The organism is Oryzicola mucosus, assembly GCF_014534685.1.
Taxonomy (GTDB): domain Bacteria; phylum Pseudomonadota; class Alphaproteobacteria; order Rhizobiales; family Rhizobiaceae; genus Oryzicola; species Oryzicola mucosus.
Window position 1 is genome coordinate 286002 of sequence record NZ_JACVVX010000005.1, and the last position, 25917, is coordinate 311918.

The window sequence follows — 25917 nt, forward strand, 5'->3', positions numbered from 1 at the left end:
CCACAGTGTGGCGCTTCAATCGGCTTCGGCCAAAACAAAAAGGCGCCGCGGGGGCGCCTTCGCAAACCGTGGGATACAGGGGTCAATTGCCGATGGCACTGCGAACGTTCGACTGCACCTTGGCGGATAACCCAGCCTTAAGATAGTGCATCACGTCGCGCTGGCCGGCCTGGCTGAGTTCGATCACGCCCGTCGCCTCGCCGGCCTCGAAGCTCAAAACCGCATTGAACCGACGCGCCAAGGCTTTCATGGCCCCATTGCCGGAGTGCGTGGTCACGCGCAGTCTCTGATAGCCAAACCCTTCGGCCTGAACGATCAGCCGTTCGAACAGCCGCCCACCGAGCCCCTTATGCTGCAACGACCGTTCGACACTGAACGCGATCTCGGCCGTGGGCTCGCCATCTTCGTCGGGGATTTCATGAAGCTCGGCTGCACCAAGCACCTTGCCGTCCTCGACATAGCCGATAACGGTCACACCTTCGTGGAAACATCGATAGGCATAGGCGGTAAGGTAGTCGTCGTCCGTCATGCCGTTGAAGCGGTCGCGGCGGCTTGCGGCATCAAGTCGTTTCAGATGATCGGTAAAAAGGGACAGATCGGAGGGTCTGAGCTGCCGTATCAATCCGGCGGGCCTGTCGATCCTGGTATGCGCAAGCATATACACGTTCAAATCCCCGTGGGCTCCTCCCGCGAGTGATGTCAGTTGCTGACGACGCGCATATTGTGCGCCACGGTCCAGATTGCAATCGACGCCTGGCCATATCTGCCATGCGTGTGATGCAATGCGGATGGCTGCGCAATAAACTTGACAATGAGTCTCATATAATCGAAGCTTGTCTGGAATAATTCTAAGGTGTAGGCCATTGCCAACGAGCCGCGCCCGAATGTCTAGGAGCGAGACGAAATGCGCCTGACCCGACAGACCAACTACGCGATGCGTATCCTGATGTACTGCGCGGCCAATGAAGGCCGGCTCAGTCGCATCCCGGAAATTGCGGCGTCCTACACCGTTTCCGAGCTGTTCCTGTTCAAGATACTGCAGCCGCTGGTCGAGCATGGCCTCGTCGAGACCGTGCGCGGCCGCAATGGCGGCGTGCGTCTTAAGAAGCCGGCCGACCAGATCAGCCTCTTCGACGTGGTGCGCGTCACGGAGGAAAGCTTCGCTATGGCCGAATGCTTCGAGAATGACGCCACCGAGTGCCCGCTGGTCGACAGCTGCGCGCTGAACTCGGCGCTGCGCGAAGCGCTCAATGCCTTCTTTGCGGTACTCGCCAAATACAGCATTGAAGATCTCGTGGCTGCGCGTCCGAATGTGCGCAACCTGCTTGGCATCGACATGCTCAGCCCCCGCGCCGCCATCGCGAGCTGAACCATCAGGTTGAAACGCAGCGGAACGGCTTCAATATGCCGTTTGTGGCAGCACGAACGGCATATTGCCTTGCGGCGGAACACCGACCCGCAGCCGGCAATCGAACACCTGCTCGATCAGATCGTCGGTGAGAACTTCGCTTGGCGTGCCAGAGGCGGCAAGCCGGCCCTTGTGCATGACGAAGATTCGGTCCGCATACATTGATGTCAGGTTGAGGTCATGCAGGACGGCCACCACGCCGCCGCCATTCCTGCCGAAATCGCGCGCGATGTCCATGATGATCAGCTGGTGCTTGATATCGAGGCTCGACACCGGCTCGTCGAGAAACAGATAACGCGGCTTCCCGTCCAGCACCGGCGCCCAGACCTGGCACAGCACACGGGCAAGCTGCACGCGCTGCTGCTCACCGCCCGACAGTTCCTGGTAGAATCGTCCCGCGAAGCCGGCCAGGTCGACCCGCGCCAGCGCCAGTTCCGGCAGCCTTTTCTCATCACTGCGCGAGGCGCCGGAGCGTCCGGCCAGCAGCCCGAGCTTGACCACTTCACGGACCGTGAACGGAAAGGTCAGCGTGGTGGATTGCGGCAGCACGCCGCGCACGGATGCCGCCTCCCAAGGCTTCATCGCCAGCATGTCATGGCCGTCGAGCCGCATCGCACCGGTGAACGGCAGGTCGCCGCAGAGCGCCCGCAGAAAGGTCGTCTTGCCCGAGCCATTCGGTCCGACGATGGCGACGAATTCGCCCGCTTTGACGGAAAAATCGACGTTCGACACGATCCGCGTTCGGCCGATCGAAATCGAAATGTCCTGAGCTTCGATCATGGCGCTCTCCCTCAAAGGTCGACGATGCCGCGCTTGCGCAGCAGGATCCAGAGGAAGAACGGACCGCCGACAGCTGCCGTGATGATGCCGATCGGCAGTTCGGCAGGCGCAACGATGGTACGGCTGACGGCGTCCGCCAGGATCAGCAGCGACGCACCCAGCAGGGCGGAAGCCGGCAGCAGATAACGGTTATCAGGCCCTATCGACAGGCGCAGCACATGCGGCACGACGATGCCGACGAAACCGATTCCGCCGCTGACCGCAACCGATGCGCCGACGGCGGCGGCTACGGTGACGATGGCAACGTTCTTCATGCGCTGGACGGGAATGCCGAGATGCCCGGCAGTCGCCTCGCCCAGCGCCAGCGCGTTGAGCGAGCGCGCCAAAAAGGGAGCCGCGACCAGCGCCAGGGCGATGATCGGCCCGGCCGAGGCTATCTTCATCCAGGTAGCGCCGGCAAGCGAGCCCAATCCCCAAAAGGTCAGGTCGCGCAACTGCCGGTCGTCGGCGATGTAGGTGAGCAAGCCCGAGAACGCGCCGGCGATTGCGCCCAGCGCGATGCCGGCCAGAAGCATGGTGGCAATCGATGTCTGGCCGCGTCGTGTCGCGACCCTGTAGAGCAGAAGCGTGGTCGCAAGGCCGCCACCGAAGGCTGCGAGCGGCAAAAGGTAGATGCCCAGCAGCGCCGTCAACGGTTGCAGCATCGTGCCGCCCAGAACGATGACGACAATCGCGCCGAGCCCGGCCCCTGCGGAAACGCCGACCAGCCCCGGGTCGGCGAGCGGATTACGGAACAGCCCTTGCATGACGGCGCCAGACACAGCCAGCGCGGCACCGATCAGCGCGCCCAGAATGACGCGCGGCAGGCGGATGTCATAGATGATGATGCGGTCACGCGCCGAAAGCGCGTCGTCGCCCGCTCCCGCCCATAATTCGCGCAACACCGACAGCGCCGACGCGTTCGACGCGCCGGAGGTGAGGCTGAACAGCATCACGCCCGCAAGCATGATAGCGAGGAAGACGATGACCGCCTTGGCGCGAACGGAGCGGTCGCCTGCGAATACTGCGCGCTCATCGATTCCGGTCATGCCGGCCACTGCTCGATCGGACACGCTGCACCCTATTTCTTCAGCTCATCGCCATAGAGCTTGGTGGCGAGATCCTTGACGGCGGCTGCGGTGCGCGGGCCGAAGCCCAGGAGGTAAGCGCCGTCCATCCGCACGATGGTCTTCGATTCCGCCGCCGGCGTCGACGCCAGTGCGGGGTTAGCGAGAATGTCGGCGTTGGCCGCCGCATGGTCCCCGCCCCGGTCCATCATCAGGATCAAGTCCGGGCGCGCTCCGATGATCGCTTCTTCGGTCAGTTGCTTGTAGCCTTGGTAGCCTTCGACGGCATTCACGCCGCCGGCAAGCTGGATGATGCCGTTGGCAGCCGTATCCGAGCCCGAAGCCAGGATCTTGCCGCCCTGCATGCTGAGGATGAACAGCACGCGCTTGCGTTTGTCTGCCGGAATTTCCGCTGTCAGCGCCTCGGCCGACTTCAAATCGGCATCGACCTGCTTCTCCAACTCAGCCGCTTTGTCTTCGACCGACAGCGCCTTGCCGACGATGCGGATCTTGTCGAGTATCCCCGCATGGTCGAACTTTTCAGGCACCTCGATGAAGGTGACGCTCGCCTTCTTCAGGACGTCGACCGCTTCCTTCGGGCCGCTGCCCTCCAGCGCAAGGATGCCCGTCGGGTTGATGCCCAGAACGCCTTCCGGCGACAGCGCGCGCATATAGCCGACATCCGGTAGCTTCAGCGCCGCCTCGGGATAAACGCTGGTGGAATCGCGCGCAACCAGCTTGCCCTCCTCGCCCAGCGCGTAGACGATCTCGGTCATCGAGCCGCCGACTGCTGCGATGCGCGACGTGTCGGAAAAGGCCGTGGCGCCGACCTCGGCCCGCCCAGCCGTCGAGCCGGCGAGGATCAGCGACAGACTGAACAGGGCAGTGCGCGCAAGGCGCGGGAAGGAATGCATCGACGTAACTCCAAAAAAGCCGCAGCCGGGCTATCGGCCTGGCGCAGCGAAATCCCCATTGGACGATGCCGGCCCAGGACTGAGCCCAGGCCGGGCATCGAAATGTGTCAGGCCGCGGAAGATTGCGGCAGCCGTGGCAGGTTTTCCGCCAGGAAGCGCCAATCCTCGCGCTCGCCTTGGCCTTCATGGCGCTTGCCGAAGAACTGGATGATCATTTTCCCAGAGGCGTCATAGGCCTCCAGCGACGTGACGTGGCCGTCCTTGGTCGGCTTGCGCACCGCCCAAAACTCGCTGACGTGATCCATACGAAGGTGCAGATGGAAGGTCTCGTCCAGCACGTTGATCCATGGGCCCATCGTTTTGATGGTGGCTATTGGCCCCGAATGAATCTGGATGCAGCCGCGATTGCCGACGAAACACATGATCGGCAGGCCCTCCTGCGCGGCGAGATTGAACATCGCCGGGAGTGCCTCGCCGTCGAGCTGCCATGCATAATCCTGTCCGATCATCCGGACCGCGGCCTGCCGGCTGAGTTTCAGCGCACGCAACATGCCGAAGAACTGGTGCGTGTCGGTGAGGTTGCTCCAACGCTCGCGCAGATCGTGGATGTTGGCCTGGCTGTCCTTGATCTCCTCGACCGCCGGTCCTGCCGCCACGACGGAGACACCCGGCGTCTGGTCCTCGACCTTCAGCGTCTCGACAAGCGCCTGAAAGGCATCGAGGTTGGATGACGGCCTAAGATGCACTTTGTGCACGGCGTCACCCGCCTCGTCGAAGAACTGCAGGCTGCGGCGAACGGCGTCGCCATCCTGCTTTTCCACCGCGAAGCCATGCGCCCAGACTTTCGGGAAGATGCGCAGGTCGATGTTCTCGCTCAGCACCATCGCGTTGTGATTGCCGGTGACGACCTTGTCATAAACACCGATCTTCTCGTGCACGGCGCTTTCGTTGCGGGTCAGCGCCATGACCTCGCCGACGGCCTCGAGACCGTTCAGCACGTCGTTGACGCGAGGCTCGATCCGGACCACACCCTGCCCGCAATAGGCCGCGACGAGTTCGGCTTCCGAAATGCCGAGCTGGCTGGAGAGGTCGCGTTCGCGCATTTTTGGGTTTTCAGCCCGCGCGCGACGAATTTCCTCCGGACCGGGCCTGTCTGTCTGCTGCATGTCGTTCGATTCCGCGATTACTTGTTGAGGATGAGTTTGCCCTGCCGGGTGATCTTCAACCGGTAAAGCGAGCCGCCATGGTTGATGCCGATCTCGTAGGCGCCATCGAACAGCGATTCGCTCGTCAGCGTGCGCACCGCCAGAGGCCCGTTGGCCACGCGTCCTGCATCCACTTCGGGACGCCGATAGCCGCTCCGGAAACCGCCCGCGCGAAACTGGTCAGGATTGTGCTGGTTCATCTCATCCACTCCTTTTGCCGACCTGTGTTGTTCCTGCAACAGATGCCTTACAAGCCGCATCTGATTTCTTGACACCAGTTATCAGGTTTTATAGTGAGTGCAATACCGGAGCGGGTTAGTCAAGTTTGTCAAAACCGAATACGGAAAAAAGCGAGCCAGCGCAAGCGAGCCAGCACAACAGTCATTTCAGGAGTGGGGCATGGGGCCTGTGGCTCGTAATCTAGCTGTTCTGATGAGCAGCGCGGCAGTTCTGGTGTTGTCGTCCGCGCATGGGGCAAATGCGCAGGAAACTCGAACGACGGAAGAGCAAAAAGGCGAACGCGTGACGGTGCTTCAACGCATTGTCATCACGGCGGGTCGAGAGAAAGTTGCGATCGACACCCCAAGCGCGGTGACCGTCGTCAATCAGGAAGACATTGAAGAGAAGCAGCCTCAGACGATCAACGAGATCATCAAGGGCACGCCCGGCGTCAACGCCACGGGTTCGGACCGGCTCCTTGGCCAGAGCTTTAATATTCGAGGTATAGGCGCGCCAGAAAATACCGGTGACGGTGGACGGATCATCGTCAATGTCGATGGTGCCCAGAAGTTCTATGAACAGTACCGCCTCGGTTCATTTTTCTCAGATCCCGAACTGTATAAGCGCGTGGAGATACTGCGCGGCCCAGCCTTTTCCACACTTTATGGTTCGGGCGCTCTCGGTGGCGTAATCAATTTCGAGACCAAGGATGCCTCCGACTACATCGCCGAGGGAAAGACCGGCGCGCTCCGCATGAAAACGACCTACGACAGCAATGGCAATGGATGGCTTGCGTCGCCGCTTCTCGCCCAAAAAGTGGGCGAGAACGCCGAGTTCCTGCTGACCGGCAACTATAGGCGCGCAAACAATTTCAAGGATGGTGATGGCAACGAGGTCATCGGTACGGAATTCCGCGCTTGGTCCGGTCTTGCCAAAGGCACATTCAAGGTCGGCGATGAGGGCACATTGCGAGTGTCCTATCAGCGCTGGGACTCCGACCTGGACAGGCAAGAACTATCGCAGACCAGCACCGCGACAATGTTCGGTCTCATTGACCGCCATATCGTCGACGATACAGCCGTGATCGCCTACGAGAATCCGTTTAGCGATTACGATCTTCTCGATGTAAAATTTTCGGCCTCATACTCCAGAACTAAAAACAACCAAGATAACCACGTGTCGTCGCCGGCGTTTCCAATTCCCTGCATTCCAGGTTCATTTGCCGTGGTCTGCGACTCGACCTACGCCTACGAGACCTGGCAGTTTAACGCTCAGAACACGTTCGAATGGCGTGGTGACAACTGGGAAAACTTCCTGACTGTCGGTTCCCAGACCGCATTCCAGAATCGCATAGCCGATGCTTATCTCGACAATGGAATGCCGTTCCCAGTGAACTTTCATCCGGAAGGCAAGGATGTCAGAACTGGGATATTCGCGCAGAATGAGTTTATCTGGAATGAAAAGCTTACACTTATTCCAGGGATTCGGCTCGATTGGCGTCGCCTGACACCGGGTGACAACGTCTATTATCCGGAAACCACCAACAGGGTCGATAGTAGCGACGACACGGCATTTTCACCGAAGATTGCTGCGCACTACAAGATCAATGATACCATCGCAGTGTTCGGGTCACTGGCTCATACCGAACGTTTCCCAACTCTCGACGAGGTGTTCTCGACCACCAGCAGTTCGTCGAGTTTCGCGCCCAGCCTCGACTTGAAAAAAGAGCGCTCGAACAATATTGAAGGCGGCTTTGCGCTCTCGGGCTACGATCTTGTGCAAGGCGGAGATGCCGGCGAGCTGAAGCTTACTGCGTTTCACAACAGCGTGAAGGGTTTGATCGCCCTGAATTCTCCATTTGCACCAGGCTACAATGACAAATCCGGCTTTAAAAACATTAACAATGCTACGATCTACGGTTTCGAGGTAGAAGCGGCTTACGATACGGACTATTTCTTCGCCAATGCAGGCTACTCTTATGTGGTCGGCAAGAACGACGATGACAACACCTATCTTCAGACGGTGGCTCCACACGAATTGTCACTGACGGTTGGCGCGAAAATTCCTGACCACGGCATGAAAATCGGCTGGCGCGCGCGCTTCGTTGCAGGGCCTCAAGATTCGGCGCGCGACACCGATGTCGCCCCGATGAACTCCACGCGTTATGCGACATCGTTCGACGTGCACGACATGTTCGTTACGTGGAAGCCCGAGGAAGGGCAGTTCCTCGGATGGGAAGGACGCTTCGGCATCGATAATATCTTCGACCGCCAGTACAAGGAGTTCCTCCAGAACGACGTTGCTAAGGGCCGCACGTTCAAGCTCACCCTCGCAAAACAACTGGACTGGTAACTCTATGAATCTTCAAGCAACGACCTTTCGCCTCCTGACCTCGGCGGCAGTCCTGTCGTTTGCCTTGACGGGCGCGGTGCTGGCGCAGGAAACCCCTGCGCCAGCACCCGCTGCGGCGCCGGCTCAAGCATCGTCCGCTTCGCTGTCGCTTGAGCTGAATGCCGCGCAACCCTCAGAAAAGGGATGCCGGTTCACCTTCGTGGTGCTCAACGACCTCGGCACCGAACTCACCAAGGCGGCCTTCGAAATCGCCTTGTTCGACGAGATCGGCGTGGTCGACCGCCTGACGGTGCTCGACTTCAAGGAATTGCCCGCCGGCAAGACCAAGGTCACCCGCTTCGACCTGTCGGGCACGGACTGCTCCAAGATCAGCCGCGTGCTCGTCAATGGCTCCACCGGCTGCGAAGGCCAGCGCATCGACCCACTCGCCTGCATGCGCAGCCTCAAAACCGGCAGCAAGGCCGGCATCCCCTTCGGCGTCTGACGCAGAAACGCCAGGAAACCCGATGTTCGGATTGACGCAACTGCATAACATCGCCGCCGCGCGCGGCGATGGGTTAAGGCCGGAACTGCTAGACCTTTTCCGAGAGCGCGACCGGTTGAACGACGGCAAGGTCACGATCCTGCCGACACCCAGCGGAAGTCAGTCCGGTCCCAACCCTATCGGCACGGCGGATAGCGCCGCTGCCGCCAACGTGCTGCCTTTCCCGGCAGCGCAGAATACCCTAAGCATCGGCGCGACCACAGGTAACGAAAGGAAACCCCATGTACATCGCCATGAACCGCTTCAAAGTCCAGAACGGATCCGAGGAAGCCTTTGAGGATGTTTGGAAAAGCCGCGATTCGAAACTCGACGAGATGAAGGGTTTCCGCGAGTTTCATTTGTTGCGCGGCCCGGTCAACGAAGCCGAAGGCTACACGCTGTTCGCATCGCACACCGTGTGGGAAAGCCATGACGACTTCGTCGCCTGGACCAAGTCGGAAAACTTCCGCGCCGCGCATAAGAACGCCGGCTCCAGCAAGGCGTCCTATGTCGGTCATCCGCAGTTCGAAGGCTTTTCGGTCGTCGAAGGCGCTTGAACCGAGCCCCAATCTGTAGACGTTCAAGGCCCGGCACATGCCGGGCCTTTGCTTGTCAAGCAGCGCCCGCCAAGAGGCTGGCGTTGCCGCCGGCAGCGGTGGTGTCGACGCAGATCGCACGCTCATGGGCATAGGCTGCGGGATACAGCACCTCGCTGACCAGCGGCACGATCGGCCCCTGGCGCTGCGCCAGCGCCTTACGGACTGGCCGCAGGGTCTCGGCCAAGCCAGAGACCGCTACCACATCGACGCCAAGCCCCGTCAGGTCGGCCGGGACGACCGTCCCATCCAACGCGGCAACAGGAAGGCCCTTCGCCGTCAAAGTGTTGAGCGCGGCCGGAGCGCCCGGAGCGACGGCCAGAACGGCGTTGCCCGCCGCGAGCGCCTGCACCGCTTGCGCCAGTAGCGTCTCGGCATCCGGCCCAAGGCAGAGCACCCTTCCGCGCGGCATCAGCATGAGCGTGTTGCCCTCGCCCGTTGGCCCCGGCAGGTCGATCGGGCCGAAATCGACCGACGCTGCGGCCGTGATCGCCGCCGACGCCTTGCCGCGCAGATGCTTGCGCAGCACAGCGACACGGTCGGGCCGCGTCGCCCATCCGTCGAGGGTGGGATCAGGCATCGCCTTGGCCAAGGCGGCAGCGGCTATCGCATTTCCTCCCGCCACCCCGTCCACAGTCCCCGCCGCCTTGCGGAAGCGGCGCAGATAATGCGGCCCGCCAGCCTTCGGTCCGGTGCCGGAAAGGCCCTCGCCACCGAAGGGCTGCGAGCCGACCACCGCGCCGATCTGGTTGCGGTTGACGTAGATATTGCCGACATGGGCATTATCGATGACACGCTGCACCCGTTCCTCGATGCGGGTATGCAGGCCAAGCGTCAGGCCAAAACCCTTCGCGTTGATGGTTTTCAGTTTTTCGTCGATCTCGTCGGCCTCGAAGGTCGCGACATGCAGAACCGGTCCGAAGATCTCGCGGTCCATCTCGGAAATATCCGAAACGCGGAACACATGCGGCGCAACGAAGCGTCCGCCCCGCGGCGCATCGAGCTTGGCAATCAGCCGACCCTTGGCCTCCATCTCAGCGCAATAAGCCAGGATAGATGTCTGCGCCTCCTCATCGATTACCGGCCCGACATCGGTCGACAGCAGCCAGGGGTCACCGACCGTCAGCGCCTGCATGGCGCCTTCCAGCATATCAAGCATCTTCTTTTCCACGTCCTTCTGGACGTAAAGAATGCGCAGGGCCGAACAGCGTTGTCCCGCGCTCTGGAAGGCGGAGGCCAGCATGTCGCGCACCGCCTGTTCGGGCAGAGCGGTCGAATCGACGATCATCGCATTCAGACCGCCGGTTTCGGCGATCAGCATGGCGTCCGGCGCAGCCGACTCGGCAAGCTGCTTTTCGATCAGCCGCGCCACATTGGTCGAGCCGGTGAAGCAGACGCCGGCAATGCGCGGATCGGCGGTTAGCGGGCCACCGACGCTCGGCCCGTCTCCAGGCAGAAGCTGGACAACGTCTTCGGGAATGCCGGCCTCATGCATGAGTTGCACGGCGCGGAAGGCGATCAGCGGCGTCTGCTCGGCGGGCTTGGCCACAACAGCATTGCCGGTGACGAGGGCCGCGGCGACTTGCCCGGTAAAGATCGCCAGCGGAAAGTTCCAGGGCGAAATGCAGGCGATGACGCCGCGCGCTTCCGTGCCGGTCTCGGCTTTAGCAGCTTCGAAGGCGTAGTAGCGCAGGAAGTCGATGGCTTCGCGCACTTCGGCCACACCATCGGCCAGCGATTTTCCTGCCTCGCGCGTGGCGAGCGCGAAAAACTCGATGGCATGCTCCTCGTAAAGATCGGCCGTGCGCTCCAGCAGCGCTGCGCGCTCAGACACAGCTCGCCCGGCCCAGGCCGGCTGCGCGGCCACCGCCATGCCGACGGCCTCGGAAACCTGCTCGACGGTCGCCTCGATCACCTCGCCGACAACATCGTCTGTGTTGGCCGGGTTCAGCACCGGGCGCTCGGCCGTGCCGCCTTTCGCCGGAGTCAGCGGCCTGGCAAGCCAGGTTCTTGCACCGGTGAAGGCGGCCTTTTCGGCGTCGATTCTGGCCAATACCAGCGGATCGGTGATGTCCCACCCCCTGGAATTGCCGCGCACGCCGGCAAAAATGTCAGCCGGCGTCGGAATGCCCGGATTGGCCGCGTCCCCTTGTGTTTCCAGCGCCTCGAACGGATCGCGCGCGATGAGCTCGGGCGACACCTTGTCGTCGGTGAGTTGATGTACGAAGGATGAATTCGCGCCATTCTCCAGCAGGCGGCGCACCAGATAGGCCAGCAGGTCGGAATGCGCGCCGACAGGCGCATAGATGCGGCAGCGCGTGCCCTCGGTCTTGCGCACGGTCTCGTGCAACGCCTCTCCCATGCCGTGCAGGCGCTGAAACTCGAACGTATCGCGGCTCGCGGTCATAGACAGGATCGCTGCCACCGTATGCGCGTTGTGGGTGGCGAATTGCGGGTAGATTCGGTCCGTCATGCGGAGCAGCTTGCGGGCGTTGGCGATATAGGAAACGTCCGTGTTGGCTTTGCGTGTGAACACCGGATAGCCCGGCAGGCCCATGGTCTGCGCGCGCTTGATCTCGGTGTCCCAATAAGCGCCCTTGACCAGGCGCACCATGATCTTGCGGTCGAGCTTTTGAGCCAGCGCATAAAGCCAGTCGATGGCAAAGGCGGTGCGCGGCCCATAGGCCTGCACCACCACTCCCAAGCCGTGCCAGCCCTGCAGTTCGGGTGCGGCCAGCACCGCCTCAATGACGTCGAGCGAAAGGTCGAGCCGGTCGGCCTCCTCGGCATCGATGTTGAGGCCCATCCTGGCCTTCTTCGCCGCAACGCACAGCGACAATAGCCGCTCGGTCATCACAGGCAGCATCGCATCCTTCTGCGCCACCTCGTAGCGCGGATGCAGCGCCGAGAGCTTGACCGAAATGCCGTGATTGGTGCGGATGTCGTCGCCGTTCCTCGGGCTGCCGAGCGAGGCGATGGCATCGGCATAGGCGCGGTGGTAGCGCAGCGCGTCCTCCTCGGTGCGGGCAGCCTCCCCCAGCATGTCGAAGGAGTAGAGATAGCCCTTGGCAATCATCGAGCGGCCGCGCTTCATCGCCTCGGCGATGGTGCGGCCCAGCACGAACTGCTCGCCCATCTCGCGCATGGCGGCCGCTACCGCCTTGCGGATGACAGGTTCGCCAAGCCGACGCACCATGCCGCGCAAGGTGCGTTCGATGGAGCCCTCGCCCTCGTCGAGCACACGCCCGGTCAGCATCAGCGCCCATGTCGAGGCATTGACGAAGATGGAGCTGGATTCGCCGGAATGCGCCGACCAGTCCTGCGGCGCGATCTTGTCGCGAATCAAGTCGTCCATCGTCTCGGAATCCGGCACCCGCAACAGGGCCTCGGCCAGGCACATCAGCGCCACGCCCTCCTTGGTCGACAGGCCGTAGGCCGATAGAAAGACCTCCATCAGCCGCGGATCGGTCGACCCTCGCACCGCCTTGACCAGTTCCACCGCGCGCTTGCTGATCGCCGTCCGCTGTTCGCCCGATAGATCGGCAAGGGCGACGAGTCGCCTCAGCGCCGCCCTCTCGTCCGGCAGATAATTGACCCGCATGTCCTGTCGAATGGCATCCAGCGAAGCTGCGTTCATCGGTCCTGTCCAGATTGGTCATCGTGCCGGGATGATCCCGGTCGTGGCCTTCACATCTATCACAAAGTACAAATTCAACGCGGTCTGAAGAAATCGACAAGGCGGATCGAAACGACTATGTTGAACGAGATTCCCGATCGTTTCGGACTGCACTCATGACCATCCAAGTCCATCTGGACCGCATCGACCGTGCCATACTTGCAGCCCTGTCGGCCGACGGCCGCCTGTCCATGGCCGAACTTGCTGGAAAGGTCGGCCTATCCAAGACCCCGGTGCAGGCGCGCGTCAAGCGGCTGGAGAAGGACGGCTATATTCGCGGCTACATGGCCGTCATCGACCACGAGCGCATGGGCGAAGGCCATGTCGCCTTCGTACAGGTCAAGCTGTCCGACACCCGTTCGGCCGCGCTCGACGCCTTCAACCGCGCCGTCCAGTCCATCCGCGAGATAGAGCAGTGCCACATGATGGCATCGACCTTCGACTATCTGCTCAAGGTCCGCACCGGCGACATCGCTGCCTACCGCCGCGTTCTGGGCGAGCGCATCTCCGCTCTGCCTCATGTCGCCCAGACCTCGACTTTCGTGGCGATGGAGACGGTCAAGGACCGCTAGATCGGGCCTTCGCTTAAAATAGCGGTTGAACGCAGGCGTTCGACTTGCGAGAACCATGCCGCAAATCCGGAGGGGCATAATGAGCAATGGCGGCATGGTTTCGGTCGGCGAATGCATGATCGAGCTTTCGGGGGACGGCAGCGGCGGCTGGCGCATGGGTTTTGCCGGCGACACGCTCAATACGCTCTGGGCCTTGCACGCGCTGACCGGCGACCTGCCAGCCACTTACGTCTCGGCCTTCGGCGACGACCCTTTCTCGCGCGACCAGATCGCGTTCTTCGCCGACAATGGCATCGGCATAGGCTCCAGCCCGAAAATCGCGGGAGCCCGGCCCGGCCTCTACGCCATCACGCTGGACGGCCACGAACGCTCCTTCACCTATTGGCGAAACGATGCAGCGGCGAGGCGGCTCGCGTCGGATCCGGCAGCCCTGGCAAACAGTCTGGAAAACCAGAAGCTGGTGTATTTCTCCGGAATCACGTTGGCAATTCTGGAACCTGCGGCGCGCACGGCGTTGATCGAGGCCATAGCCACCGCCCGCAGAGCCGGTGCACTGGTGGCATTCGACCCCAACTACCGCCCGCGCCTCTGGGCAAGCGCCGCCGATGCCAAGGAAGCGTTCGACGCGGCCTTGCAGGTCGCCGACATCGCCCTTCCCACCTTCCCCGACGAACAGATGCTGCATGGCGACGCCGATCCGGCGGCGACCATGGCGCGTTTGAAAGCCGCCGGCGTCGGTGAAATCGTGGTTAAGGACGGTGAAAAGCCTGCGCTGGTGATGTCCAACGGGCAGACCAGGGAAGTTCCCGCCGTCTTCGTCGCAAAGCCGGTCGACACCACGGGCGCCGGCGATTCCTTCAATGGCGGCTATCTCGCCGCCCGCGTGCTGGGCTTCGCGCCTGACGAAGCGGCCAAGCGGGGCCACAAGGTCGCCGCCGGCGTCGTCCAGGTGCGCGGCGCGCTGGCGCCGTTCGAGACGCTGCGCAAAGCGTTTGAGAATTAGAATTCTTCTCCCCGTTCACGGGGAGAAGGAAACGATCATCGCCTTAAAGCCCCAATCCGCCGATGCAGACATATTTGGTATCGAGATAGTCCTCGATGCCCTGATGTCCGCCTTCCTTGCCGAGACCTGACTCTTTCACGCCGCCGAACGGTGCTTCCACGGTAGTGATCAGGCCTTCGTTGACGCCGACCATGCCATATTTCAGACCTTCCATGACGCGGAAGGCGCGGCCGAGATTGCCGGTGTAGAAGTAGCAGGCGAGACCGAACTCGGTGTCGTTGGCGAGCGCCACGGCTTCGTCCTCGGTGTCGAAGGAGAACACCGGCGCGACAGGCCCGAAAATCTCTTCCTTCATGAAGCGCATCGACGGCTTGGCGCCGGAAATGACCGTCGGCTGGAAGAACGAGCCGCCCAGCGCGTGGCGCTTGCCGCCGGCAACCACTTTGCCGCCCCTTTCGGTGGCGTCGGCGATCAGTTCCTCGACCTTTTCGACCGCGTTTTCGTCGATCAACGGCCCTTGCTGCACACCGTCCTCGGTGCCGGGACCGACCTTGAGCTTGTCGGATGCGGCGGCCAATTTCTCGACGAACGCATCATAGACTCCCGCCTGCACGAAGAAGCGGTTGGTGCAGACGCAGGTCTGGCCGGAATTTCGATATTTTGCGAGCATCGCGCCTTCGACGGCGCGGTCGATGTCGGCATCGTCGAAGACGATGAACGGCGCGTTGCCGCCAAGCTCCATCGACACCTTCTTGACGGTGCTGGCAGCCTTCTGGATCAGCACCTTGCCGACCTCGGTCGAGCCGGTGAAGGTGATCTTCCTGACAAGCGGGTTGGCGCAAATCTCGTCGCCAATCTGGCTTGCGGCACCGGTGACGATGTTGACGACGCCCTTCGGGATGCCAACTTCTTCGCAAAGCACGCCCCAGGCAAGCCCCGAATAGGGTGTCTGCGAGGCCGGCTTGACCACAGCGGTGCAGCCGGCAGCGAGCGCCGGGCCGATCTTGCGGGCCAGCATGGAAGACGGGAAGTTCCAGGGAGTGATGGCGGCGATGACGCCGACGGGCTCCTTGGTCACCAAAATGCGCCGGTCAGCCCAGGGCGACGGAACCGTGTCGCCGTAGGTGCGACGGCCTTCCTCCGCGAACCAGAGGATGTAGGCCGCCGACATGCCAACCTCGCCCTTGGATTCGAACAAAGACTTGCCCTGTTCCAGCGTCAGCAGTTCGGCCAGCGCATCCTGATTGTCCATGATGGCATCATGCAGCTTGCGCAGCAGCTTGGAGCGCTCCAATGCAGACGTCTTCTTCCAGGTCTTGAAGGCGGCATCGGCCGCTGCGATGGCACGTGCGGTCTCGGCAGCGCCGGACTTCGGCACCGTGCCGATCTTCAAACCGGTGGCCGGATTGGTGACATCGATCGTGGCGCCGGAATCGGCCTGAACCCACGCGCCATCGATCAGATTGGCTTCACGCAGGAAATGGCTGGTCTTCTGAAGCATCGCTTCCTCCTCTTCGGCACATCCGGCCGGGACAAACTCGCCGCTTCTAGTAGCGTACGCAAGGTAAGCTGTTCAACCGGGACAACGCACAAAAGCTTCGAGCCCGGGCAAGCAAGAGCCTTTGGGAGACGCGTCAGGCGTGGCAAAAATGGTGGCTTCGAGACCCGGAGCAGAGCGTACATTCAGCTACGTAAGCACCGGAAGCGCAGAAAACGCTATTTGCAGCCCCTCACGCAGTTTCCGAAAAGCTCTTAGGCAAACAGCATCTGCGCGACGGTAACCCAGAACGACAGCGTCACTGCGGAAAGTGCTGTGGCAAGAGTCATCTGGCTGGAGGCCAGCGCCTGGCCCGTGCCGAACTGCGTCGCTATCAGATAGGAATTCACGCCCGCGGGCAGTGCCGCGACGGCAACCGCGATCTGTGCGGTCAGCGGCGGCAAACCGAACGCCCAGGCGGCGAGGACGGCTACGGCCGGCATCAGGCCGAGTTTCAGCATCGACAGTGTAAACGCCGCTCTCAGATTGCCGGAAATGCCGAATTTCTGCAGCCCCAACCCCATGGCGAACAGGGCCAGCGGCGCTGCGATATCGGCCAAGGCATCGATCATGCGCGTCGCCACCGACGGCATGGCGAGCCCGGTGAAGCGCCACAGCAATCCAGCCAGTATGCCGATGATCAGCGGGTTCCTCAAAAGCTTGCGCAGGAAATCGAGGGCGATCCGCGCCGGATGCAGCTTTTCCATTTGCGGTGGGCCGAAAACCTCGAACAAAACCGCCGACGCCATCAGCATCGTCGGCAGATGGACCGCGATGAGCAGCGACAGAATCTCGAAGCCGGCTTCGCCATAGACGCCGAGCGTGAACGGAATGCCGAGCAGCACGAGGTTGGAAAACGCCGACGACACGCCGCCGACAACACCGGCGCGAGGCTCTCGCCCGAACACACGGGTGACGATGAAATGCCCTGTGGTCCAAGTGACGATGACGGCGCAAAAATAGGCCGCCCAGAACGCCCAAGGTGCCGTGCCGTGGAACTCCGCGCCGGCCATCGTGCGGAACAACAGCAAGGGCAACGCAACCGAGGTGGCGAAGGTCGTCATCCCGTCGCCGACGCTTGTGTTGAGAAACCTGGTCACACCGGAAAGATAGCCCAGCGCCACGAGCCCGAAGATGAAAAGGATGGTTTCGACGATCGGCGACATGGCGGGCGGATTTTCAGCGGCGTGGAACCCGAGAGCGGGCTGGTCAAACCGCCTGAATTTCTTCATCTTTGATTGGCAGCACAAAGAGGCATAGGAGGACGCCGGTCTTGACGCAAGGCAGGACGATGCTTTTTGGCTTGATCACCGCGAGAAAGGCCCTGCGGCTGGGTTCAGCCATGCTTGTCATGGCCTGCCTCATCGTTGCCATGCCGGCATCCGCGCAAGACAAACCCAGCCTCAAAGGCGTTGCGCTGATCGTCGGCCAGTCCAAATACGAGCACATCGCCGGCCTGCCGAACCCGGCCAATGACGCCCGCGAGATGCTGAAGCTCTTGACCGATCTCGGCTTCGACGCCCGCGCCGTCTCCGACCGGGACGCCTCCAAGCTGAGCCGCGACCTCGAGCGTTTCGTCGAGGATGCCGAAGGCGCGGATGTCGCGCTGTTCTACTATTCCGGCCATGGCATCGAAGCCGCCGGCGAAAACTGGCTGGTGCCGGTCGACGCCGATGTCGGCTCGCTGTCCAACGCCAACGAAGCGCTGGTGCCGATCTCCGCCGTGCTGGACCAGCTCAAGTCCACCGTGCCGGTCACCATCGTTCTGCTCGACGCCTGCCGCACCAACCCGTTTCCCGCAGACACCGTGCTGAGAAAGACGCCGACCGGCTCAGGAGCCGCCGTCGGCCAGGAAGGGCTTACGCTGGTGCGTGGCGCAAAATCGCTGAACGCGCCGACCGAGGCGACCGAAAACCTCGGCACAGTCATCGGCTTCGCCGCCGAGCCCGGCCGCCCGGCCCTTGACGGACCCGCAGGCGAGAACAGCCCCTACGCATCCGCCCTGCTCCGGCATCTCGGCGCGATGAACGGGGCGGAGTTCGGCGCGGTGATGCGCATGGTCACGGAAGAGGTCTATCTCGATACCAAGGCGCAGCAGCGACCCTGGGTCAATGAGAGCCTGCGCCGTCTGCTTTACTTCGGCAGCGCTCCCGAAGAGCCTGGTGGCGACGAGGGCCAGATCACCGGCGAACGTCGGCAATTGCTGCTGACGATTTCGGAACTGCCCGATATCAGCCGGGCCAGCATCGAGACGGTCGCCGCCCGCGATGCCGTGCCGCTCGACGCGCTCTACGGCGTGCTCAAGGCGCTCGGCACCACCAACATGCCGGAGGAGCCGGCTGAACTGGAATCGCTGCTCGACGCTCAGGCGGAGCGGCTGAAGAAGATGATTTCGGAACGCGAGGCGCTGCGCACCGACGATCCCGAGATTCTCCGCCTCACCGCTTCCGCCGACCGCGCCATCCGCGAGGGCGCCATCCAGACTGCGCGCAGCTTCCTCGATCAGGCAGTCGGACGAGTTGAAGAGACGCGCGGCGCGGTCGACGATGCGGAGGAACTGGTCAGGCAGAAGCGAATCGCCGACGCGGCTGTCTATGCCCGCCGCGCCGAGACCTCCGCGCTCGCCTTCGACTACAAGGCGGCAGCCGAAGACTATCTGAAGGCCTTCGACCTCATCGAACGGTGGGACGATCGGCTGCGCTGGAACTACAAGAACCTGCAGGCAGAATATCTGCACATCCACGGCGACGAAACCGGCGACCAGGAGGCGCTGGATGCGTCGCTCAAGGCCTATGAAGAAGTGCTGGCCTTCATAGAGGGCGACAGCGCCGAACTCGATCGCGCTATCACGCGCAACAACATGGCCGTGGTCATGCAGACCATCGGCGAGCGCAGCGTCGATCCGGGGCAACTGGAACAAGCCGCGGCCATCTTCCACGAATCGCTTGCCGTGTTCGCAGCGCGCAAAGACGACCTGAACTGGGCCGCGGCACAGAACAACATCGGCAACATCCTGCTCAAGCTGGGCGAACGCTCCAACGACAAGCGCTTTTTCGAGGACGCGGTGACCGCCCTGCGCGCCACGCTGGAGAAACGGCCGCGTGACAAGGTCCCGCTCGACTGGGCCGGCTCGCAGAACAATCTCGGCCTCGCACTGTACCAGTTGTCCGAACGCGAGGGCGGCGCGGAGCGGCTTTTCGAGGCGGAAACCGCCTATCGCGCCGCACTCGAAGTCTACGACCGCGCCAAGAACCCGCTGGAATGGGCGATGGTGCAGAACAATCTCGGCAACACGCTGAATGCCATCGGCACGGCGCGCAACGACAGTGGGAAATTCCAGGCAGCGGCCACGGCCTTCCGCTCAGCTCTCGAGATCAACAAGCGCGAGCAGTTCCCGATCTCGTGGGCCCGCAACCGACTCAATCTGGGCAATGTTCTGAACAATCTCGCCCGCTTCGAAGTCGGCACCACTGAGTTGGAAGAAGCCGCCCAAGCCTATAACGACGCGCTCGAAGTGTTCACGCGCAACCGCTTTCCAAGCGATTGGGCTTCGGTCCAGAACAATCTCGGCTCGGTCCTGCAGACGCTCGGCCAACGCAACCGCGACCTGAAGCAACTCGAGGAATCAGCCTCCGCCTTCCGCACCGCGCGCCGCGTTTATACCCGGCAGCGCTTTCCGCTCGATTGGGCGATGCTGCATTTCAACCTCGGCAACACTCTGCAGATCATGGGGGCCGTCAGCGGCGAGCCGCTGCGCTACAAGGAAGCAGTCGATGCCTACCGCGATTCGCTGCGCGAATATCGCCGCGAGAACACGCCGCGCCAATGGGCACTGTCGCAGGCGGCTATCGGCTCGTCCCTGCATTGGATCTCCAACAGCGAGACTGACACCAAAAGCCTCGAAGACGCCATTGCCGCCCGTCGAGCCGCGCTTGAAGTTCTTACCAAGGCCAACGATCCGGTCGACTGGGCCAACGCCCAAAGCGGCCTCGGCATGAGCCTGCTCAATCTCGGCTCACGCCAGCAAGTCGCGACGTACCTGCCGGAGGCCGAGAAAGCCTTTGCAGCGTCGCTTGAGGTTTTCACCCGCGAGCAGCAACCGCTGCAATGGGCATTCGGCCAGAATAATATCGGCGATCTCTATTGGAACAAAGCGGCACTCGGCGGCGAAAAATCCGATTACGCCAAGGCAATCGAAATGTTCGAACTGGCAAAAGCCGGCTTCACCGAGGGCGGCTACACCGCGCCGATTCCGTTGACCGACCAGAAAATCAGCCTGGCGCGCGACGCCATGACCAAATAGCGAAACGCGCAGGTTCCGTTAAACACTTGTCTTTCAATCGAGTTTCCCATCCCTATATCAGCCAGACGAACTGGAATGCTGATGCTGAGATTATTGATTGCCGCACTTTTCGTAACGATTCTCGCACCCGCGCAGGCTACCGAAGCCGGCTGGGCGCTCTTGCGCAATGGCGGACATGTCGTTCTTCTCCGCCATGCCATGACCACAGGCACGGTCGAGCCGCCGCGTTTCGATCTCGAAAAATGCAATACCCAGCTTAATCTTTCCGACCGGGGCCGCCAGCAGGCCCGCAAGATCGGCGCCCTGTTTGCCGCCCGGGCCGCGCCCACCGAGGACGTGCTGTCGAGCCGTTACTGCCGTGCGCTGGAAACGGCGCGGCTTGCCTTTGGTGACCGAAACGTCGAGCCATGGGATGCGCTGGACGAGAAGCCCGCCCAAGGCTTCGAAGCCGCCGACGCGGCGGTGATGGAGCGCATCCGCGCCTTTTCCGGCTCGGACAATCTCGTCTTCGTCACCCATCTCGAAAACATCCAGAGGTTGACCGGATCGAATGCCCGCGAAGGCGAGGCTCTCATCGTTTCGCCGCAGGATCAGGGTCTGCATGTTCTTGGCCGCATTGTCTTCAACTGACCGCATCGCGAGGCCGCAACCGACACCGGCTATGGATTTGGCCTTTTCCTGCCTGTAAAAACCGATTAGACAGCCGACAACGGGCGGCGCAAAGACTGCCAGAACCTTGAAGGAAGAACCGTGTCCACGACATTCGAGAAAGTCGCCAAGATCATCGCTGAAACCAGCGAAATCGACATCGACACCATCACCCCCGAAAGCCACACGATCGACGATTTGGGCATCGACAGCCTGGATTTTCTCGACATCGTCTTTGCCATCGACAAGGAATTCGGCATCAAGGTGCCGCTCGAGAAGTGGACGCAGGAGGTCAATGACGGCAAGGCTTCGACCGACGAATACTTCGTCATGAAGAACCTTTGCGCCAAGATCGATGCCCTGGTGGCTGCCAAAAACGCCTGAAGTGAGATGCGGCGCGTAGGCGCCGCTCGTTTCAGGCCTGGACCAAGTAGAAGAGTGCCCATGGCTCCCCGCGACGTCGTCATCACCGGCATTGGCCTCGTTTCCTCGCTTGGCGAAGGCAATGACGCCCATTGGGAAAAGCTGACGGCCGAGACGCCCGAATCCACCGTCGATTCGGAGCGCTTTCCGCCCTATTCGGTTCATCCCCTTCCGGAAATCGACTGGAGCCTGCAGATCCCAAAGCGTGGCGACCAGCGCCAGATGGAGACCTGGCAGCGACTCGGCACCTACGCGGCCGGCCTCGCGCTCGACGATGCTGGGCTGAAGGGTGACGAGGCGCTGTGCTCGACAATGGACCTGGTCGTGGCCGCCGGCGGCGGCGAACGCGACGGCAATGTCGACATGGCGATCCTGGAAGCTTCGACGCAGCGCAAGGATTTCGACGTCCTGCTCAACGAGAAGCTGACCACGGAACTGCGCCCGACCCTGTTTCTGGCGCAACTGTCCAACCTGCTCGCCGGCAATATTTCCATCGTCCACAAGGTCACCGGCTCTTCGCGCACCTTCATGGGCGAGGAAGGCGCGGGCGTCTCGGCCGTGGAAACGGCGGCAGCGCGGATCCGTTCGGGTCAGTCTACCCATATGTTGGTCGGCGGCGCGTTTCAGACCGATCACCCCGACATGCTCCTCACTTACGAGCTGAATGGCTATCTGCTGCGCGGCCCATGGCAGCCTGTCTGGCAGCGGCAGAAATCCGAAGGCGGCGGCGTCGTTACCGGATCGGGCGGCGCGTTCCTCGTGCTCGAATCACGTGAGCATGCCGAGCAACGCGGTCGCAAAATCTATGCGTCCATCGGCCCAGTCGCCTCGGGCCGCGCGCGCCGCAGCCGCGGAGAGCTGCCATCGGCGCTTTCCGGGCTGTTGGAAAAGGTGGCGCCGCCCGCCGGTCCGGTGCTAGCCATTTCCGGCGCATCAGGCGCCCATGCAGCGACCGAGGCTGAGAAAAAACTTCTTGACGCCAATGCTGCATTGGCGACACGAGCGTTTTCGAGCCGCACCGGGCATTTGAAAGAAGCACAGTTCCCCTTCGCCATCGCTCTGGCGGCACTCGCCATCGACCGAGGCGCAGCCTATCCGGCTTTTGATGCGGGCAACGAAAAGCCTTTTACTGGCAAGCCTCAAGCCGCTCTTGCAACCGCTGTCGGCTATCACCAATTCGAGGGCATGGCGCTCGTCACCGCGCCGGCCTGAACGGGGTTCTCCATGGCCAATCTCAAAGATCATCTCGGCAGGCCTGTCGTCGCCGTCACCGGCATCGGCGTCGTCACCTCGCTTGGCATCGGCAAGGCAGACAACTGGGCTGCGCTGACTTCCGGAAAGTCGGGCATCCACCCCATCACGCGCTTCCCCATCGACCACCTCAACACCCAGATGGCGGGCACAGTCGATTTTCTGGAATCGAGTTCGAAAGGCGCTGCCGCCCTCACCTATGAACTCGCCGAGTCTGCTGCGCGCGAAGCAATAGAAGAGGCCGGTTTCAGCGAAGACGATTTTGGCGGCCCGCTTTTCCTCGCCTCCCCGCCGGTCGAACTCGACTGGCACGACCGCCTGGCGCTGTTCGAGGCTGCCGATGAAGAAACGAGCTACAACCGCGTGCTATCGGCAGCGCGCCGTCTGAATTCGCCCGAGGTCTTCGAAAGCACGCAGTTCGGCTCGATTGCCGACCGCCTGGCCGAGAAGCTGGGCACAACCGGCCTGCCAATCACCTTGTCGACGGCCTGCGCGTCGGGTGCTACCGCCATCCAGCTTGGCGTCGAAGCCATCCGCCGCGGCGAATGCGACCGGGCACTGTCGATCGGCGCGGACGGCTCAGCCACTGCCGAAGCGCTGATCCGCTTCTCGCTGCTGTCTGCTCTGTCGACAAACAGCGGCCCGCCCAGCAAGGCATCAAAACCTTTTTCCAAGGACCGCGACGGCTTCGTTCTGGCAGAAGGTTCGGCCGCATTGGTATTGGAATCGCTGGAAAGCGCACTGGCGCGCGGTGCCGAGGTGCTTGGGATTTTGCGCGGCTGCGGCGAAAAATCCGACGATTTCCACCGCACCCGGTCGAAGCCGGACGGCTCGCCGGCCATAGGCGCCGTCAAGGCCGCCCTCGCCGATGCAGGGCTGAGTGAAGACGAGATCGGTTATGTCAACGCGCATGGCACCTCCACGCCCGAAAACGACAAGATGGAGTATCTGTCGTTGTCGACCGTCTTCGGCGAGCGCATCAAGTCTATCCCTGTCTCCTCCAACAAGTCGATGATCGGCCATACGCTGTCGGCGGCGGGCGCTATTGAGGCTGCCTTTTCGCTGATGACCATGCGCGAGGGCGTCATCCCGCCCACCATCAACTACGACAATCCGGACCCGGCTATCGATCTGGACGTGGTGCCGAACGTGAAGCGCGTGGCCCAGGTCAACACCGTTCTGTCCAACTCCTTCGGCTTTGGCGGTCAGAACACGTGCCTTGTCATGGCACGCGAGCCGGTCTAAACGGCACGACCAAACACCGCACATCGATTGTTTGCGCGGCAAGGCGATTGACATCGCAACATCGCTGCCATGGAACCGTTGGCAGAGGTCCGCAAACAGGCCGGTAACCAGGGATACCATCGCTCATGCGCGCATTGCAGCTGATCGACGACCGCAAGCTCGAGCAGGTCGACATCGCCCCGCCCCCGGAGCCGGGCATCGGCGAAGTCACCTTGCGGATCAAAGCTGTGGCGCTCAACCACATCGACGTCTGGGGCTGGCGCGGCATGGCTTTCGCCAAGCGCAAGCTGCCGCTGACCATAGGGGCTGAAGCCTCCGGCGAGGTCGATGCCATAGGGCCCGGCGTGAGCGGCCTAGTACCCGGTCAACTCGTCTCGATCTATGGCGCCCGCACCTGCGGCCTCTGCAAAGCCTGCCGCGACGGCCGCGACAATCTCTGCGAACATGTCGGCGGTGTGCACGGCTTCCATCTCGACGGCTTTGCGCAGGAAAAGATCAACCTGCCCGCTCGCCTTCTGGTCCCCGCGCCTCCCGGCGTCGATGCCATCGGCGCAGCTGTCGCGCCGGTCACCTTCGGCACGGTCGAGCACATGCTGTTCGACAACGCAAAACTTCAGCCGGGCGAGACGATCCTCATCCATGCCGGTGGCTCCGGTATCGGCAGCGCGGCGATCCAGTTGGCCAAAAAAATGGGCTGCACCGTCATCACCACGGTCGGTTCGGATGAGAAGATCGAGCCGGCCAAGGCGCTGGGCGCCGATCACGTCATCAACTATCGCACCGACCGTTTCGAAGGCGTCGTCCGCAAGATCACCAAGAAGAAGGGGGTCGACGTGGTCTTCGAGCATGTCGGCAAGGACACCTGGGCCGGATCGATGTTTTCGCTCAAGCGCGGCGGACGTCTCGTAACCTGCGGTTCGACGTCGGGCGTTTCGACAGAAATCAACCTGATGATGCTGTTCCAGCAGCAGTTGAAGCTGCTCGGCTCCTTTGGCTGCCGGATGGAGAACATGGCCAACGCCATGCAGAAGATGGCCGCAGGCCTTGTGCGTCCCGTGATCGACACCGAGGTCGATTTCCAGTCCATCGACGCCGCGTTGAAGCGCATGGAAGGCCGTGACGTGTTCGGCAAGATCATCCTGCATGTCGGCTGATCCCACGCTGCGATGAAAACCAGCGGTTTCACCTTCAAGGCAGCGAAGGCGCTGCGCCAGTTCAACTATTGGCTCATCGCGCAGGTAGCCTTCGTCTTCCTGAAACTGCTCCGGCTGTTCCCAGCCGACGCGGCTTTGAACTTCGCGGATAAAGCGGCGCGCAAGGTCGGTCCCTGGTTCGGCCGCCATCGCGTCGCCGTCGACAATCTGCGCAAGGCGTTTCCCGAGAAAGCGGAAGACGAAATACAGGCCATTGCCTCCGACATGTGGGGCAACATGGCGCGCCTTGGTGCGGAATACATTTTCCTGGATCAATTGTTCGACTTCGATGTCGACGCGCCGGGAAAAGGCCGCATCGAGGTGGTCGGCGCAGAGTATTTCGACCGCATCGCCGGCGAGGCGGAGCCGCATATCATCTTCACAGGCCACCTCGGCAATTTCGAACTGCTGCCTATCGCGGCAGCGAGCTACGACATGCAGGTGACCGCGCTGTTCCGTCCGCCAAACAACCCCTATCTGGCCGACTATATCCTGTCCAAGCGCACGAAAACGATGGGGTCGTTGCTGCCGTCGGTGCGTGGTGCCTCGTTTGCGCTCGCCAATATTCTCGACAAAGGCGGGAATGTCGGCATCCTGGTTGACCAGAAATTCAGCAAAGGCCTGCGCACGACCTTTTTTGGCCGCGAATGCGAGACCAATCCGGTGCTCGGCATGCTGGCACGGCACTACAAATGCGACGTCTATCCGGCGCGCTGTATCCGGCTGCCGAACAATCGCTATCGACTGCAACTCGAGGAAAAGCTCGACCTGCCCCGCCGCACGGACGGTTCCGTTGACGTACATGCCACAACGCAGATGCTCAACGACACCGTGGAGCGCTGGGTGCGCGAGGATCCCGGCCAGTGGATGTGGTTTCATAAGCGTTGGCAGTTAAGCAACAATCCGCGCAAACGCGGGCGGTTCGCGCCTGAAACCGCAAAAGATCGGAACACCTGATTCTCG

General features: G+C 62.0%; 22 protein-coding genes. 13 read left to right on the forward strand and 9 right to left on the reverse strand.

The features are described 5' to 3' along the window. Positions 1-82 precede the first annotated feature (82 nt). Positions 83-658, reverse strand: coding sequence for a GNAT family N-acetyltransferase (locus ICI42_RS17175; protein ID WP_188165929.1), 576 nt, complete (start codon positions 656-658; stop codon positions 83-85). 246 nt (positions 659-904) lie between these two features. Between ICI42_RS17175 and rirA the strand changes: the two genes are divergently transcribed. After that, positions 905-1369 (forward strand): iron-responsive transcriptional regulator RirA, encoded by a 465-nt coding sequence (gene rirA / locus ICI42_RS17180; protein ID WP_188165814.1) that lies wholly within the window; start codon positions 905-907, stop codon positions 1367-1369. A 30-nt stretch (positions 1370-1399) separates the two neighbouring features. Here rirA and ICI42_RS17185 read toward each other — a convergent pair whose 3' ends face one another. The 5 genes from ICI42_RS17185 to hemP all read right to left on the reverse strand — a co-directional run bounded on the left by ICI42_RS17185 (position 1400) and on the right by hemP (position 5613). Continuing rightward, positions 1400-2188, reverse strand: coding sequence for a heme ABC transporter ATP-binding protein (locus tag ICI42_RS17185; RefSeq protein ID WP_188165815.1), 789 nt, complete (start codon positions 2186-2188; stop codon positions 1400-1402). Positions 2189-2199: 11 nt separating this feature from the next. Continuing rightward, complete coding sequence (locus tag ICI42_RS17190) at positions 2200-3276, reverse strand: FecCD family ABC transporter permease (RefSeq protein WP_188165816.1); 1077 nt, start codon at positions 3274-3276, stop codon at positions 2200-2202. Positions 3277-3308: 32 nt separating this feature from the next. Next, positions 3309-4208 carry a heme/hemin ABC transporter substrate-binding protein gene (locus tag ICI42_RS17195; protein ID WP_188165817.1) on the reverse strand — a complete coding sequence of 300 codons (900 nt, stop codon included), beginning with the start codon at positions 4206-4208 and terminating at the stop codon, positions 3309-3311. A gap of 107 nt (positions 4209-4315) precedes the next feature. Continuing rightward, on the reverse strand, positions 4316-5374 hold the full coding sequence (locus tag ICI42_RS17200) for a hemin-degrading factor (protein WP_188165818.1): 1059 nt from the start codon (positions 5372-5374) through the stop codon (positions 4316-4318). A gap of 17 nt (positions 5375-5391) precedes the next feature. Continuing rightward, positions 5392-5613 (reverse strand): hemin uptake protein HemP, encoded by a 222-nt coding sequence (hemP, locus tag ICI42_RS17205; RefSeq protein ID WP_188165819.1) that lies wholly within the window; start codon positions 5611-5613, stop codon positions 5392-5394. Between the two features lie 199 nt (positions 5614-5812). Between hemP and ICI42_RS17210 the strand changes: the two genes are divergently transcribed. The 3 genes from ICI42_RS17210 (at position 5813) to ICI42_RS17220 (ending at position 9064) form a co-directional block, all read left to right on the forward strand. Further along, entirely contained in the window at positions 5813-7984 is a 2172-nt protein-coding gene (locus tag ICI42_RS17210; protein ID WP_188165820.1) for a TonB-dependent receptor domain-containing protein, read from the forward strand. A gap of 4 nt (positions 7985-7988) precedes the next feature. Beyond that, entirely contained in the window at positions 7989-8468 is a 480-nt protein-coding gene (locus tag ICI42_RS17215; protein ID WP_188165821.1) for a hypothetical protein, read from the forward strand. A 281-nt stretch (positions 8469-8749) separates the two neighbouring features. Further along, positions 8750-9064, forward strand: a complete 315-nt coding sequence (locus tag ICI42_RS17220; RefSeq protein WP_188165822.1) for an antibiotic biosynthesis monooxygenase family protein — start codon at positions 8750-8752, stop codon at positions 9062-9064. Between the two features lie 55 nt (positions 9065-9119). On the opposite strand, the gene putA is transcribed toward ICI42_RS17220, so the two are convergent. Continuing rightward, positions 9120-12740, reverse strand: coding sequence for a bifunctional proline dehydrogenase/L-glutamate gamma-semialdehyde dehydrogenase PutA (gene putA, locus ICI42_RS17225; protein ID WP_188165823.1), 3621 nt, complete (start codon positions 12738-12740; stop codon positions 9120-9122). Between the two features lie 155 nt (positions 12741-12895). On the opposite strand from putA, the gene ICI42_RS17230 reads away from it, so the two are divergent. After that, positions 12896-13351 carry an Lrp/AsnC family transcriptional regulator gene (locus ICI42_RS17230; RefSeq protein WP_188165824.1) on the forward strand — a complete coding sequence of 152 codons (456 nt, stop codon included), beginning with the start codon at positions 12896-12898 and terminating at the stop codon, positions 13349-13351. Between the two features lie 79 nt (positions 13352-13430). Then, positions 13431-14354, forward strand: a complete 924-nt coding sequence (locus ICI42_RS17235; protein WP_188165825.1) for a sugar kinase — start codon at positions 13431-13433, stop codon at positions 14352-14354. Positions 14355-14397: 43 nt separating this feature from the next. Here ICI42_RS17235 and ICI42_RS17240 read toward each other — a convergent pair whose 3' ends face one another. Then, complete coding sequence (locus ICI42_RS17240) at positions 14398-15855, reverse strand: NAD-dependent succinate-semialdehyde dehydrogenase (RefSeq protein WP_188165826.1); 1458 nt, start codon at positions 15853-15855, stop codon at positions 14398-14400. A gap of 251 nt (positions 15856-16106) precedes the next feature. Beyond that, the gene (locus tag ICI42_RS17245; RefSeq protein ID WP_188165930.1) at positions 16107-17057 is read right to left on the reverse strand and encodes an AEC family transporter; all 951 of its coding nucleotides are present in this window, start codon (positions 17055-17057) and stop codon (positions 16107-16109) included. Between the two features lie 107 nt (positions 17058-17164). Between ICI42_RS17245 and ICI42_RS17250 the strand changes: the two genes are divergently transcribed. The 7 genes from ICI42_RS17250 (at position 17165) to ICI42_RS17280 (ending at position 25911) form a co-directional block, all read left to right on the forward strand. Next, entirely contained in the window at positions 17165-20194 is a 3030-nt protein-coding gene (locus ICI42_RS17250) for a caspase family protein (protein ID WP_230980414.1), read from the forward strand. A gap of 81 nt (positions 20195-20275) precedes the next feature. Beyond that, positions 20276-20824 carry a histidine phosphatase family protein gene (locus ICI42_RS17255; RefSeq protein ID WP_188165827.1) on the forward strand — a complete coding sequence of 183 codons (549 nt, stop codon included), beginning with the start codon at positions 20276-20278 and terminating at the stop codon, positions 20822-20824. Positions 20825-20944: 120 nt separating this feature from the next. Next, positions 20945-21226, forward strand: a complete 282-nt coding sequence (locus tag ICI42_RS17260) for an acyl carrier protein (protein WP_055970580.1) — start codon at positions 20945-20947, stop codon at positions 21224-21226. 60 nt (positions 21227-21286) lie between these two features. Continuing rightward, positions 21287-22477, forward strand: coding sequence for a beta-ketoacyl-ACP synthase (locus ICI42_RS17265; protein ID WP_188165828.1), 1191 nt, complete (start codon positions 21287-21289; stop codon positions 22475-22477). A 12-nt stretch (positions 22478-22489) separates the two neighbouring features. Further along, a complete protein-coding gene (locus ICI42_RS17270; RefSeq protein ID WP_188165829.1) occupies positions 22490-23761 on the forward strand; it encodes a beta-ketoacyl-ACP synthase in 1272 nt (423 codons plus the stop codon). A 125-nt stretch (positions 23762-23886) separates the two neighbouring features. Then, entirely contained in the window at positions 23887-24915 is a 1029-nt protein-coding gene (locus ICI42_RS17275) for a zinc-binding dehydrogenase (RefSeq protein WP_188165830.1), read from the forward strand. A 12-nt stretch (positions 24916-24927) separates the two neighbouring features. Beyond that, positions 24928-25911, forward strand: a complete 984-nt coding sequence (locus tag ICI42_RS17280; protein WP_188165831.1) for a lipid A biosynthesis lauroyl acyltransferase — start codon at positions 24928-24930, stop codon at positions 25909-25911. Positions 25912-25917: the final 6 nt, after the last annotated feature.

What these genes read in the sequence shown, in the direction of transcription:
- ICI42_RS17230 (WP_188165824.1), top strand. Translation starts at nt 12,896, where the DNA reads ATGACCATCCAAGTCCATCTGGACCGCATCGACCGTGCCATACTTGCA.
- ICI42_RS17195 (WP_188165817.1), bottom strand. Translation starts at nt 4,208, where the DNA reads ATGCATTCCTTCCCGCGCCTTGCGCGCACTGCCCTGTTCAGTCTGTCG.
- ICI42_RS17190 (WP_188165816.1), bottom strand. Translation starts at nt 3,276, where the DNA reads ATGACCGGAATCGATGAGCGCGCAGTATTCGCAGGCGACCGCTCCGTT.
- ICI42_RS17185 (WP_188165815.1), bottom strand. Translation starts at nt 2,188, where the DNA reads ATGATCGAAGCTCAGGACATTTCGATTTCGATCGGCCGAACGCGGATC.
- ICI42_RS17265 (WP_188165828.1), top strand. Translation starts at nt 21,287, where the DNA reads ATGGCTCCCCGCGACGTCGTCATCACCGGCATTGGCCTCGTTTCCTCG.
- ICI42_RS17200 (WP_188165818.1), bottom strand. Translation starts at nt 5,374, where the DNA reads ATGCAGCAGACAGACAGGCCCGGTCCGGAGGAAATTCGTCGCGCGCGG.
- rirA (WP_188165814.1), top strand. Translation starts at nt 905, where the DNA reads ATGCGCCTGACCCGACAGACCAACTACGCGATGCGTATCCTGATGTAC.
- putA (WP_188165823.1), bottom strand. Translation starts at nt 12,740, where the DNA reads ATGAACGCAGCTTCGCTGGATGCCATTCGACAGGACATGCGGGTCAAT.
- ICI42_RS17245 (WP_188165930.1), bottom strand. Translation starts at nt 17,057, where the DNA reads ATGTCGCCGATCGTCGAAACCATCCTTTTCATCTTCGGGCTCGTGGCG.
- ICI42_RS17175 (WP_188165929.1), bottom strand. Translation starts at nt 658, where the DNA reads ATGCTTGCGCATACCAGGATCGACAGGCCCGCCGGATTGATACGGCAG.
- ICI42_RS17215 (WP_188165821.1), top strand. Translation starts at nt 7,989, where the DNA reads ATGAATCTTCAAGCAACGACCTTTCGCCTCCTGACCTCGGCGGCAGTC.
- ICI42_RS17275 (WP_188165830.1), top strand. Translation starts at nt 23,887, where the DNA reads ATGCGCGCATTGCAGCTGATCGACGACCGCAAGCTCGAGCAGGTCGAC.
- hemP (WP_188165819.1), bottom strand. Translation starts at nt 5,613, where the DNA reads ATGAACCAGCACAATCCTGACCAGTTTCGCGCGGGCGGTTTCCGGAGC.
- ICI42_RS17240 (WP_188165826.1), bottom strand. Translation starts at nt 15,855, where the DNA reads ATGCTTCAGAAGACCAGCCATTTCCTGCGTGAAGCCAATCTGATCGAT.
- ICI42_RS17280 (WP_188165831.1), top strand. Translation starts at nt 24,928, where the DNA reads ATGAAAACCAGCGGTTTCACCTTCAAGGCAGCGAAGGCGCTGCGCCAG.
- ICI42_RS17270 (WP_188165829.1), top strand. Translation starts at nt 22,490, where the DNA reads ATGGCCAATCTCAAAGATCATCTCGGCAGGCCTGTCGTCGCCGTCACC.
- ICI42_RS17220 (WP_188165822.1), top strand. Translation starts at nt 8,750, where the DNA reads ATGTACATCGCCATGAACCGCTTCAAAGTCCAGAACGGATCCGAGGAA.
- ICI42_RS17235 (WP_188165825.1), top strand. Translation starts at nt 13,431, where the DNA reads ATGAGCAATGGCGGCATGGTTTCGGTCGGCGAATGCATGATCGAGCTT.
- ICI42_RS17255 (WP_188165827.1), top strand. Translation starts at nt 20,276, where the DNA reads ATGCTGAGATTATTGATTGCCGCACTTTTCGTAACGATTCTCGCACCC.
- ICI42_RS17210 (WP_188165820.1), top strand. Translation starts at nt 5,813, where the DNA reads ATGGGGCCTGTGGCTCGTAATCTAGCTGTTCTGATGAGCAGCGCGGCA.